This window comes from uncultured Nostoc sp. (assembly GCF_937863485.1).
In the GTDB taxonomy this organism is placed as follows: domain Bacteria; phylum Cyanobacteriota; class Cyanobacteriia; order Cyanobacteriales; family Nostocaceae; genus Nostoc.
The window spans coordinates 56,647-69,173 of record NZ_CALMFY010000046.1; the positions used below are offsets into that span (position 1 = coordinate 56,647).

Annotated in this window: 14 protein-coding genes; all 14 read left to right on the forward strand. The window is 38.7% G+C overall.

Translation table 11 applies throughout. The features are described from left to right. Window positions 1-130: 130 nt before the first annotated feature. The 14 genes from Q0541_RS06890 (at window position 131) to Q0541_RS06955 (ending at window position 12,351) form a co-directional block, all read left to right on the forward strand. Window positions 131-700: a Uma2 family endonuclease gene (locus tag Q0541_RS06890; RefSeq protein WP_298907414.1), complete on the forward strand. Its 570-nt coding sequence runs from the start codon at window positions 131-133 to the stop codon at window positions 698-700. Then, the gene (locus tag Q0541_RS06895; RefSeq protein WP_298907416.1) at window positions 679-1,434 is read left to right on the forward strand and encodes a hypothetical protein; all 756 of its coding nucleotides are present in this window, start codon (window positions 679-681) and stop codon (window positions 1,432-1,434) included. Before Q0541_RS06890 ends, Q0541_RS06895 begins: the two co-directional genes overlap by 22 nt. A 3-nt stretch (window positions 1,435-1,437) precedes the next feature. After that, window positions 1,438-1,569 carry a hypothetical protein gene (locus Q0541_RS06900; RefSeq protein WP_298907418.1) on the forward strand — a complete coding sequence of 44 codons (132 nt, stop codon included), beginning with the start codon at window positions 1,438-1,440 and terminating at the stop codon, window positions 1,567-1,569. A 343-nt stretch (window positions 1,570-1,912) separates the two neighbouring features. Further along, window positions 1,913-2,956, forward strand: coding sequence for a phosphate ABC transporter substrate-binding protein PstS (gene pstS, locus Q0541_RS06905; RefSeq protein WP_298907420.1), 1,044 nt, complete (start codon window positions 1,913-1,915; stop codon window positions 2,954-2,956). Window positions 2,957-3,139: 183 nt separating this feature from the next. After that, window positions 3,140-4,141 carry a phosphate ABC transporter permease subunit PstC gene (gene pstC, locus Q0541_RS06910; RefSeq protein ID WP_298907423.1) on the forward strand — a complete coding sequence of 334 codons (1,002 nt, stop codon included), beginning with the start codon at window positions 3,140-3,142 and terminating at the stop codon, window positions 4,139-4,141. 74 nt (window positions 4,142-4,215) lie between these two features. Continuing rightward, on the forward strand, window positions 4,216-5,097 hold the full coding sequence (pstA, locus tag Q0541_RS06915) for a phosphate ABC transporter permease PstA (protein WP_298907426.1): 882 nt from the start codon (window positions 4,216-4,218) through the stop codon (window positions 5,095-5,097). A gap of 37 nt (window positions 5,098-5,134) precedes the next feature. Continuing rightward, window positions 5,135-5,914 (forward strand): phosphate ABC transporter ATP-binding protein PstB, encoded by a 780-nt coding sequence (pstB, locus tag Q0541_RS06920; RefSeq protein ID WP_298907430.1) that lies wholly within the window; start codon window positions 5,135-5,137, stop codon window positions 5,912-5,914. 530 nt (window positions 5,915-6,444) lie between these two features. Then, complete coding sequence (locus Q0541_RS06925; protein ID WP_298907433.1) at window positions 6,445-7,224, forward strand: phosphate ABC transporter ATP-binding protein; 780 nt, start codon at window positions 6,445-6,447, stop codon at window positions 7,222-7,224. A gap of 316 nt (window positions 7,225-7,540) precedes the next feature. Continuing rightward, window positions 7,541-7,777, forward strand: a complete 237-nt coding sequence (locus Q0541_RS06930; protein ID WP_298907436.1) for a hypothetical protein — start codon at window positions 7,541-7,543, stop codon at window positions 7,775-7,777. 21 nt (window positions 7,778-7,798) lie between these two features. After that, window positions 7,799-8,695 (forward strand): NYN domain-containing protein, encoded by an 897-nt coding sequence (locus Q0541_RS06935; RefSeq protein ID WP_298907439.1) that lies wholly within the window; start codon window positions 7,799-7,801, stop codon window positions 8,693-8,695. 80 nt (window positions 8,696-8,775) lie between these two features. Continuing rightward, window positions 8,776-9,480, forward strand: coding sequence for an SDR family NAD(P)-dependent oxidoreductase (locus Q0541_RS06940; RefSeq protein WP_298907442.1), 705 nt, complete (start codon window positions 8,776-8,778; stop codon window positions 9,478-9,480). 106 nt (window positions 9,481-9,586) lie between these two features. Then, window positions 9,587-10,681, forward strand: a complete 1,095-nt coding sequence (gene hppD / locus Q0541_RS06945; protein WP_298907445.1) for a 4-hydroxyphenylpyruvate dioxygenase — start codon at window positions 9,587-9,589, stop codon at window positions 10,679-10,681. Between the two features lie 261 nt (window positions 10,682-10,942). After that, entirely contained in the window at window positions 10,943-11,491 is a 549-nt protein-coding gene (locus tag Q0541_RS06950; protein WP_298907448.1) for a hypothetical protein, read from the forward strand. 167 nt (window positions 11,492-11,658) lie between these two features. Then, complete coding sequence (locus Q0541_RS06955) at window positions 11,659-12,351, forward strand: HAD family hydrolase (RefSeq protein WP_273769456.1); 693 nt, start codon at window positions 11,659-11,661, stop codon at window positions 12,349-12,351. Window positions 12,352-12,527: the final 176 nt, after the last annotated feature.

Genomic DNA, 12,527 nt, shown 5'->3' on the forward strand with positions numbered 1-12,527 from the left:
AACTTAAATAGCGGCGGATTGGTGAATTTAAAAAATATTTTAGAATAAGGTAAATACTTTTAAGTTAAGACTTCACAAGTTAGGATTTAACTATGTAAAACAATTATCATAAGTTGGAGCTAGGATAATCATGGTACAAACACCAAATAAAATATTGACTTTAGAAGAGTTTCTCGCACTACCAGAAACTAAACCGTATTGCGAGTACATCGACGGTAAAATAATTCCAAAACCTCTGCCTCAAGGTAAACATAGCACTATTCAAGGAGAACTCTGTCCCACAATCAATTCTGTTGTCAAAGTACAAAAAATGGGTTGGGCTTTTGCAGAATTACGTTGCACTTTTGCAGGACGTTCTATAGTTCCCGATGTCGCTGTATTCTCTTGGGAAAGGCTTCTTGTAGACGAAAATGGTGATATTGCCAATACATTTGTCGCAGCACCCGACTGGATAATCGAAATTCTCTCTCCTGAACAAAGCCATACAAAAGTTACAAAAAAAATTTTACATGCTCTCAATCACGGGACTCAAATGGGTTGGTTAATTGACCCTGATGAGCGATTCATTGCTGTTTATCCTGCGGGACAACAACCTTTACCTTTTGAGGAAATTGAGTCTGTTTTGCCAGTACCAGAGTTCTGTCAGGGGTTACAGTTGACGGTAGGTGATATTTTTGGGTGGTTAAAGGTGATTGTGTAACAAATATTTCGTTCAAGCCAACCTACCATTCTTGCACTGAAAATATGCCAAAACGCATCATCACCGAACTATCAGATGAACAAGAAGCAATGCTTCCTATCTATAGAGACAAGTGGCGATCAATACAAATATCAACTGAATCAATTGAGCAAGAAAAAGTCACAGCAATAATCAAAGCTGCTTATGCGGTGAGTGATTATCCTGAGCCTGAGATATTATTCTATAGCAGTCCTATGACGGCAATTGAGAAGATTCTTACTATTGAGAACTTTAAGGCGTATTTAGGGCGCAATATCCACATCAAATTCTTTAAAAGAGTAGTAGATCACCTTCTACATGGAATAAGGCAACAACTTGACGAGCATCTCTTTATCAGGTTGCGGAACCAAGTTCAACACCCTGAATTTCCGTACTACTCAACTGAGAGTTATCCACTAGTTTCATACTTTCCGTATACAGGAAGATGTCTTGAACATCAACTAATTGCTGATCTCGACAAGCTTGAACTTGAATTTAGTGAGATTTCATACTTTACAGACCACCTGAATAGACCAGCAGGATGGGCAATTTGGGGTTGTATGTTAGATTTTTGTATCTCAGTTCTTAATATTCAACACGACAAGAAAAAATGGAATGCACTTCAAGAGTTGATGCAACATTGTGGTTTTATATTCCAATTTGAAAAGGTTTGTATAGTCTGCGATCGCCCTTGTAAGTTGTCTTTTGACGAATAAAATATGCTCCATGCTGAAGGGGAATCTGCCCTTCAATTTACTGATGGCTATAGTGTTTATGCTTGCCACGGAAGACATCCTTATGAAGAAAATCGAGAGCGATGTTATGAGGAGCAAGTGCCTGATTCTATGTAGATGCACAGCCTAACAACGAATGATTTAGAATTGCTACTCAACTCCAGTGACTCACCGCTCAACACATATTTTTATCTCTTTTCTACTGAAATGATAATTTTAAAATTGCGTATTTTATTAATTTTTAATTATTAAAAACAAACTTAAATTTTTCATCATCATATTTTTAGTAATCTAATCTAATTAATCAAATATAGATAAGTAACAAATTGTTTTAAAGTAAATTTTAAACATAGATTAATTTTTTGTTTATCAGTTATTAAATAAAATTTAACCATAAAAAATGTAGCCTAATTTAAGGCTGGAATTACAGCAGGAAAATATTCCTTTAATCAGAGGTAATATGATTTTTTCGACCACCATCTTGAATCGTGTCGTTGCTACTTCAGTGGTGACAACTTCTGTTGCGCTCAGTCCATTTTTTGGTGTGATCGCACAAGCTGAAACTCTGAATGGTGCAGGAGCAACTTTTCCGGCTCCGCTTTACGAACGCTATGCTCGTGAAGTTAAGAAGAAATATCCAGACTTGAAAATTAACTACCAAGCAATTGGTAGTGGTGGTGGTATTCGTCAAGTCACTGCTGGAACTGTTGACTTTGGTGGTAGTGATGCTGCAATGAAAGATGATGAAATCGCTAAAGTCAAGAACGGTGTAATCTTAGTACCCACAGCAGGCGGTGCCGTTTCTGTGGTTTACAATCTTCCAGGCGTTAATGATCTTAAATTGTCCCGCAGTACATTACCAGCAATTTTCTCAGGTCAAATTACCAAATGGAATGACGCAAAAATTAAAGCTGATAATCCGGGTGTCAATCTACCAAATCAATCAATTAAATTTGTTGTTCGCGCCGATGGTAGCGGTACAACTTTCATTTTTACTAACCACTTAAGTGCTACCAGCGGTTATTTTAAAGGCAGAGTTGGAACTAACACTGCTCCAAAATGGAATCTGCCAAATGTCCTCAAAGGCAAAGGCAACCCAGGCGTAGCCGCCTTAGTATCTCGTACTCCTGGTTCTATCGGTTATGTTGAATATGCATACGCGATCAAAAACAATTTGAAATCAGCATTGGTACAAAATAAGAGAGGAGAATTTGTTGCTCCTTCTTTAGAATCTGCGAATGCAGCTTTGTCAACTGTCACTTTCCCAAACAACTACCGCGTTTTTGTAGGAGATCCAGGACAAGGTTATCCTATCGTAGGTCTTACCTGGATTATGGTTTACAAACAGTATGCTAATGCTTCTAAAGCTGATGCTATTAAGAAATTGATTAATTGGGTATTGAAAGACGGTCAACAATATAACGATGACCTCAACTACACCAAGATTCCATCTGATGTGGCAAATCGTGTACTTCAGACAGTGAATAGCTCTGTCAAACCTTAATTCGCAATCTTATTACTTTCCTCTCCTAGAGCATCGATTCGTAATCCTAGAAGAACTTCTCCCCCAACCCTACAAGAGTTGGAGGCTGGGGGGTTAGGTTTTTGATTACTGAATCGATGGTCTAGTAAGGTGAGTTGACAACTCACCTACTAATAAGAAAAAAATCTATTTTATTGATTTGTAATGGCAAATTCATCGGAACCAGCCGACAGCAATTCATCAGATAATTTAAATCTAAGCGATGAAAATTTCAATCTAACAGCTATCAGCGGCACAAATCTCTGGTTTGACCAAAGTTTTACACGGTTAGTATACTTTTTTGCCGTGATTACCGTTGCAGTGCTATTTTTGATGAGTTGGGTAATTTTACACGAAGCTTTACCAGCCATTAAGCAGTTTGGACTGGGGTTTTTGTGGGACCAAAATTGGGATACAGGTAATCAGATTTTTGGTGCATTACCCTATATTTATGGAACTTTGATAAGTAGTGCGATCGCTATTTTATTCGCTGTCCCAGTAGGAATAGCAGTAGCCTTAGTCACGAGGGAAAATTTCTTAGCTTCATCGCTACGAACAACTTTAGCATTTGTTGTTGAATTAATTGCAGCAATTCCCAGTGTCATTATTGGTTTGTGGGCGATTTTTGTCTTTATTCCAGTTCTAGAACCTCTACAAAAGTGGCTAGCCAGTACTTTTAAATGGATACCACTGTTTAATACAGAAGACCCTTCTGGGACTAATATGTTGACTGCTGGAATTATTCTAGCCATCATGATTTTGCCTACAATGGCAGCAATTACTCGTGATGTTTTAATGGCTATCCCTAAAGAATTACGTAGTGCATCTATGGCTTTGGGTAGCACCCGTTGGGAAACAATTTTTCGGCTCTTGCTACCAGCAGGATTTTCTGGAATCGTGAGTGCAGCAATGCTCGCCTTAGGACGCGCTCTGGGTGAAACAATGGCTGTCACTATGGTGATTGGTAACTCTGCTCAAATCAGTGCTTCTTTACTCGATCCAGCTTATACAATTCCCTCTGTATTAGCTAATGAATTTGCCGAAGCTGAACCGGGATTGCATATAGGCGCTTTAAGCTATTTGGGATTGATTTTATTTGGGTTGACTCTAGCTGTAAATGTTGGCGCTGTACTCTTGGTAAAATGGTTTATGAGGAAAAATATATAACACTATTTCAGTTTAAGTTTGCCACAAATACTTCAGTATAGTAAGACGTTTATCAATCAAAATTTGTAAACAATATGAGTGGTTACATCCAGTCAGAAACTGATGAATCCCTGGCGACAGAATTATGCAGTCCTCTGCCAACAGAACGAGTAATATTTACTTATGCAATGAATGCGATCGCCTTTGGTTTGACAGGTCTAGCACTCATTCCTTTAATATCAATTTTGTGGGAAATTCTTGTCCGGGGAATATCTGGACTTAAATCAGATATGTTTGTCAAAGCAGTGATTGACAATGGTTTTGGAAATGCCATCCTGGGAACCATAATCATGGTGGTAATTGGTTCACTTTTAAGCATCCCCACAGGGATAATGACAGGAATTTTTTTGGCGGAATTTAGTGAAACCAATCCAATTGCTGGTATTGTTCGTTTTATCACCAGGATTCTTACAGGCGTACCTTCAATTGTTATAGGCGTATTCGCTTACGGTGTGATAGTTTTGCTAACTAAAGGATTTAGTGCGATCGCAGGTGGTTTTGCTTTAGCCGTGATTATGCTACCTGTGATTATACTGACAACAGAAGAATCTTTAAAACTGATTCCCACATCTGGACGCCTCGCCTCTGCTGCTTTAGGCGGAACTCGTTTCCAAACTACCTTTCGCATCGTTGTTACTGCTGCAATTCCCGGAATTACTACAGGCATTTTATTAGCTGTAGCTCGTGCTGCTGGTGAAACAGCACCTTTAATTTTTACTGCTTTATTTAGTCTAGATTGGTCAGAAGGATTGTTAAGTCCAACAGCTTCCTTACCAGTATTAATTTTTAACCTCTACAACGATCCAGACCCACAAAAAAGCCAATTAGTATGGACTACTTCTATAGTTCTACTCGGCTTAATTTTATGTGTCAGTATTCTCTCTCGCTTAGTTATTAGCCAAAGAAGAATAAAGTAAAAATAAATTTTGGTTTTGTTTTGCAGCTTGGGCAAGTATGAATAACCTAATTCCAGCTATCAAAGTTAAAAATATCAGCTTTTACTATGGCACAACAAAAGCAATTGAAAAGGTGTCAATAGATATTTATCAAAATCAAGTAACAGCAATTATTGGTCCTAGTGGTTGTGGTAAATCTACCTTCATCAAAATTCTTAATCGCATTAGTGAATTAGAAGGGCCTGTGAAAGTTGAAGGGGATGTAGAATTTTTTGGTCAAAATATTTATGCTCCTCGTGTCAACATCAATCGGTTACGCCGCCAAATTGGTATGGTGTTCCAAAAACCGAATCCTTTTCCTATAAGTATTTACGAAAATGTTGCCTACGGTATGAGAATAGCAGGCAGGTATTCAAAATTAAAATTAGATGAAATCGTCGAATCTGCACTTCACAGCGCTGCTCTTTGGGATGAAGTGAAAGATAAGCTGGATAAATCAGCTTTATGGCTTTCTGGTGGTCAACAACAAAGATTATGTATTGCCCGTGCTTTAGCAGTCAAGCCAAAAGTTCTGCTGATGGATGAGCCTTGCTCGGCTCTTGACCCCATCGCTACCATGAAAGTTGAGGAACTGCTCCATAGTTTGCAGTCTGAGTTGACAATTGCGATCGTTACCCACAATATGCAGCAAGCCGCTCGCGTTTCTGATTTTACGGCTTTTTTTAGCACCGATGAAAGTCGCATTGGTCAAATGATTGAATTTGGTGCTACAGAGCAAATCTTTAACAACCCACTAGACCCCCGCACCCGCGATTACATTTCAGGGCGTTTCGGTTAAGATATGTCCTAGCGTGACTCAATGATTTTTGTCAAACTATCTGATATCAGAGGCTACTCATTAAAGTGTAGTTTTAAAGTGTGGTTTTTAAAATCATTCATATTTGGTCTTTCCTGTCAATGCGTAAGTCCTACTAAAATTATTTATTCAGAGTAACCACCTAAAGAGTAGGAACGCGCAAAATACAGGCATGGGGTCAATCTAAAATCTAAAATCCAAAATTGTTTGACTACCCATGAAGGGTATATGATATTAATATTTTTATTTCTACATAGCTATTTTAAGTCGAACCAACCCGAATCCTTTTTATAGGAAAGGATAGTATATAGGTCAAGGTGCGAAAGGTAGGTATAAAAAGTCTGTAAAAGAGAAATTTTAGGATACAGTTTTAATACAAATACTAACAGTTTATCTGCTGTATAGCTACGTAATTTCCATGAACATCTCCTTTTGGGAGTAACATAGTGAAACAGCGGCGCTGATTTCTACTGCTTTGCTTCGTCAAGTTTTGTTTCACACGTTTTAGGAATATGAGTAAACTAATTCCAGCCATTAGAGTCAAAAACTTCAGCTTATATTACGACACTCAAAAGATAGTTGGAGGCGTGTCAATGGATATTTACCAAAACCAAGTCACGGCAATTATTGGTTCTAGTGGTTGTGGTAAATCTACTTTTCTTAAATCGTTAAATCGCATGAGTGAATTAGAAGGAGAAGTGAGGGTTGAAGGAAAAGTAGAATTTTTTGGACAGAGTATTTATGAGCGTCGTGTCAACATCAATCGCTTACGTCGCCAAGTTAGTATGATTTTTCCCAAGCCAAATCTTTTTCCCATGAGCGTTTACGATAATGTCGCCTATGGGGTGAAATTAATTGGATGGCATCCGAAAGTAGAATTAGATGGGATTGTTGAATCTGCCATCAAGGCTGCTGAACTTTGGGATGAGGTAAAAAATAAACTGCACAAATCTGCTTTAGAGCTTTCTGGCGGTCAACAACAAAGATTATGTATTGCCCGTGCTTTAGCAGTCAAACCGAACGTTCTGTTGATGGATGAACCTTGTTCAGGTCTTGATCCTGTTGGTAGCATGAAAATTGAGCATCTGATCCATAACTTGCGCTCTGAGTTGACAATTGTGATTGTTACTCACAATATGCAGCAAGTTCCTCGCCTATCTGATTTTACGGCTTTCTTTTGTAGTAATGAAAATCGCATTACTCAAATGGTTGAATTTGGTACTACAAATAAAATCTTTACTAACCCTGTGGATTCTCGCACCCGCGACTACGTTTTCCCCCGCATCAATTGAAGTGTTTCTTAAATTTTAGCTATTTAGAGGGCTACGACATAATGCAAGCGTAAATTAAGGTTGAATTTAATTTCTGCTTGCTTTGAGTTTATCTTGTGTTGGGCAATATAAACTGAAGTTTACAGTATTTTTTGATACTATATACTTAAAAACAGTATTTGCTTTAGACTACCTGAATCAAAAGATGAAATGTCCCCGGTGCGAATCTACTTTATATCGTAAAAATGGTCGTAGGAATGACAAGCAGAATTACCTCTGCAAAAATTGCGGTAAACAATTTCTTGAGCCTGCATTCCCTCGTTCCCTGGAAAGTGACTTGCTTGCTAACAGCAACGGGCATCCTAAAATATCTATACCTGAAACTAGAGAACTTTCTTTAGTAAAAAACCTATTAGAAGAAAAAGTTACAGAGAAAAGCCTTAGCTCTTTTAGTTTTACATTAGCTGAAGAACTGCTGCAAACTATATTATCGCCTGATTGGCTAGAATCTGCTGTATTCAGTCAATTGATCCAAAAATTTCAACAAAAAACTGAAATTCAACATCAATTATAAACAGGAATCTCCCTTCTACTTTTGGATGCGGAAAACTTAAAATTAGATATTAATTCACAATTATTTTTAGCCAGTATTTGTAAATATCCTCTCCAAGCTAAAATCGCATTTGCTAACTGGAGAAATCAAAGTATTGGTAAACAAGATATTGAACTATATAACCGTGGCTATCAACTTGTCCATGTGCCTGAGGGTAAGGACAGTGCTGATGCAAAAATGATCGCACTTGGTGCTTGTATTTTACGCTCTTATCCAACAGCTAAAGAAATCTTGGTCTGTTCTAGCGATGGAATTTTGATCCACCTCTGTAACGAACTCCAAAATCAAGGATTAATTGTCTATTGGGTACGTAGACAAGGACAAAATTTGCATATAGAAAACCGGAATACCGGCAAATTAACTCATTATTCCTTATCAATGGCAACAGAAGTTCCATCCTTTGAAAAAGTGGTTGAGCAAATTCAAGATTTAATTAAAAACGAACAAGATTCAATCAATGCTCGATTACACAGTTTAGCGGCTATTGCTAGTTTATTTCAAGAAAGATGCAATATCAATATCAACTATAATCAAAAGCAGCCACAAATTGAGGAAATAATTTCTCTTCCAGAAGAGTTATCTCCAAAATCTATTCAACAGGAAAAACAAGAAGATTTTGCTAAAATTTCTGATGGAAAAACATTAGATAAATTTCTCTTGAAAATAATTCAAGATATCCAAATAAATTCTCCTACAGCTAAATTATCTGTGTCCAAGCTAGGTACAGAGATACAGAAAATAACTGGAGAATCTCCTAATTCAATTATTAAAAAATTAAAGTTAGGTTCCAATTTTACCAAATATCTAGAATCATCTCCCACATTTACATTAAAGGCGAGTGGCAAGGAATATGAGGTAACGCCGCTACTCTGCAAGTAAATACTTTCTGAATGTCTACGTACAACCTGAGCTGTAATTCAGTATTATGTAAAAAGATGTAAATAAATGTAAATAATACGATGCAGGATAAAGTCGTTGTTATTGTCGGTGCTACTGGTGGTATTGGTTCAGCATTAACACACAAACTTGCGCCCACCGGAGTCCGGTTGATACTGGCTGCCAGAGATGCAGTTCGTTTAATAACACTGGCCGCTGATTTACCAGGGCAAGTTTTGACCGTTCCCACCGATATTACTGACCCCCAACAAGTAGACAGTTTGATAAAAAAGACCGTTGCTGAGTTTGGTCAAATCGATATTTTGGTGAATGCAGCTGGCGCTGGTATACTCAAGCCTTACAACAGCCTGGAACCTGCTGATTTAGACAAGATGCTAGATGTCAACTTAAAAGGCAGCTTTTACACCACTCAGGCGGCTGCTGAAGAGATGCAAAAGCGCAAGTCTGGTGACATCTGTAATTTAGTAGGAATTCTGGGCAAGCATTCGATGGCAATGGCAGCGGCTTATTCTGCTTCTAAGTTTGGTGTTGTCGGTTTCAGTAAATGCATGGCAGAGGAACTCAAGCGTTTTGGTATCAAGTTCACGCTATTCTACTTTGGTGGGGTAGATTCTCCTTTCTGGGATAACGTGAACTTAAAAGTAGACCGAAAAAAAATGCTTAGTCCTGAAACTGCTGCCAATGCAATTTTTTTTGCCCTTTCTGCCGAACCGCAAGCTGTGCCAATGGAAATTAACATTCAACCTGATAGTCATCTGTTCTTTTAGAGTGGGAGTACGTCTACATAATTCTTGCCTGGTAAAGACATGAAAATCTAGCAAAAAAGGCAAAATTTACAGACATATAAGCTGTTATGCTTGATTTTCAGTATTTATGAAAATTGATCACGTTCATTTCTATGTAGAAGACGCCAAAGTATGGCGGGATTGGTTTGTACACCATCTTGGTTTTCAAGCAGTAGCCAAGAGCCTCAGTTCGTTTCACACTTGTACAGAAGTGGTGAAAAGTGGTTCTGTCTGCTTTTTTCTATCTTCACCACTGTTACCCACAAGTCCAGTAGCTGAGTTTTTACTTCAATATCCACCTGGTGTGGCAGATGTTGCTTTTGCTGTCGAAGATGTTGAAAGCGCGATCGCACTAGCTCAAATGCACGGTGCTACAATCTTACAACCCATCCAGGAACGTCAGGTAGGTACGGCATTCATCAAGTGTGGCAAAATTGCCGCCTGGGGTGGACTGACTCATACGTTGATCGAAAGGCGCTGTCCAGAAGTAGGAATAGACGACACAAAGAAAGAACTCTCGGTGTTCCCGTGTCCCTGTGTCCCCGTGTCCTCTTCAATTACCGCCATAGACCACATAGTGTTAAACGTGGCAGTTGGTGAATTGGAACGTGCCGTCGCTTGGTACGAAAACATTTTAGATTTTCAACCCCAGCAGGCATTTAAAATTAAAACCGATCGCTCTGGTTTACATAGCCAGGTGATGGTTTCGCGCAACGCTCTAGTCCAATTGCCAATTAATGAACCAGCTTCCAGTAATTCCCAAATTCAGGAGTTTCTCGATGTTAACCGGGGGCCAGGAATTCAACATATTGCCTTGCGGACGATTAATCTTGTGAGCGCGATCGCTAAATTTCGTGCTAGTGGTTTATCCTTACTCTCAGTTCCCCAAAGCTACTACTCCCAGCTAAAACAGCGTCCAGGACTCACCCTATCACCTCTAGAACTGGAAGCGATCGCTCAACAGGAAATTCTGGTGGACTGGCAAGAATATCTTCCCGTAGAGGCACAACAAACCGCGCCTTTACTACTGCAAATTTTCACCCAGCCCATTTTTGAACAGCCGACATTTTTCTTTGAGTTTATTGAGCGCCGTTTGCAAGCTAAAGGTTTTGGTGAAGGTAACTTTCGCGCCTTATTTGAAGCTATTGAAAGCGAACAAATCAAACGCGGTACCCTGCAATGATGCCTGAGTACAAAATACCAATTGAAATTCAGCCAGACTCCAAACAAGTTGATTTTGTAGACAAGCAACTTCAGGATTTCAATGTAGGCAAGATTGGAGATTAGCAATATACGCCACTGTTTCTATTACTTCATGAGTGAGGCTGCCATATATGCCGTTATGACTCGTATTATGCTACGTCGTCTAGTCGTCTAAAGATTTACTTTATAAATGGTCTCTAATGATAAAGAATTTAAAGTTATTGGAGAGGAGACAAATATAATGGACAGACTTGATTTGCGGGCTGAAATTATCCCTGGAGTTTCCGCAGCAGGATTTAGCATTGGACAACATCTTTCATCAATACCTGATCTTAGTGAGCCTAATCTGGTTGTCAATCTCCAAGAAGAAAGAGAGAAGAGAGAAAAAGGATTGAAATCAATTAATATCAACGAAGCTTTATCTAAGTCGGATGGCTGGATCTGTCAGAAAATCTGCTCAGATTCTGAGAAGTTAGATGGACATAAAGTTTTCTATTATAAAGATAGGGTTGTATTACTGCATTTTAATTCGGATGATATTCTCTTCGTTATTTTTGTTTTTGAGGGCTACCAAGGAAAGTTTTTTGATAAATTTGAAATCGGCTCTAAGGTTTCGGATATAAACGAGTATTTTGAGCTTGAATATGATAGCGGAGATGAAATGCATTATCCTTCTGAATCATCTCATGTTAAAGGTATTGCCTTCTATGGTGCAGAAGAATCTTTAGAAGATAATGCTGAACAAAAAATCATAGGTTTTTGCGTACATAACTGGAGTTTACAGGTATAGATATGAGCGTAGGGTAAGCTGATGAAAGGAATTATCTGCTCGATCCGAGGGGTAATCGTCGATAGTTTCTTAAAAAGAGTTTACAAAAAACCTTAGCTAGACTTGATCCTCTCGAAAAATAGCCATATATCTGAGATAATTTTAATAAAAATTAACATTTTGCGCCGATGCTAAGACTTATTACTGACTTCGACGGCCCAATTATTGATGTTTCCGAACGGTACTACCGTGTTTATCAATTCTGTTTGGAGAAAACCCGTCGTCCAGACCAAGTAGTGCAAGAACTTCCGAAAGCGGAATTTTGGCAGTTAAAGCGATCGCGTGTTCCCGAAAAACAAATCGCCTTAAATTCAGGGTTAGATGAAGCCCAAGCACAAGAATTTGCCCAGTTGCGGCGGCAAACTGTGCATACAGAACCTTACTTTCATTATGATACTCTCGCGCCTGGTGCTGTGGATGCACTGTTAAAAATTCAACAAGCTGGAATTGATTTGGCAGTTATGACCATGCGCCGATTTCGAGAACTAGATTATGCCTTTCAAAAACACGATTTAGGCAGATTTTTCCCGGAAAATCGTTGTTATTGCCTGAGTAACGACTACGTAAAAACTCGTGATATTGAAGATAAGCCTTTGTTAATGGCTAGGGCTTTAGAAGAACTGCCCCCCGCCACTGATATCTGGATGGTGGGAGATACCGAAGCCGACATCACCGCTGCTAAAAATTATGGTATTAAGGTGATGGCTGTAGAATCTGGCATCCGCGATCGCACCCAATTGGAACTTTACCACCCCGACTTAATCGTTAAGGATTTCAGCGCTGCTGTAGATTTAGTCCTAAAACCTAAACACCTTGTCTAGAAAGGCTGTGTAGCTGCAACAGATTGAATTAATCGGCATTCGTTTATTGTCTTTCTTTTTGCATCAATCTCAATTATGCCAATTACTCCCCAGGAAATAAATTCCCTCTCTTATAGCTAAATAGTCTTTTTGGGTTTCAACTTCCGGGTTTTCAGCCAACATTCTTAAAACTTAAT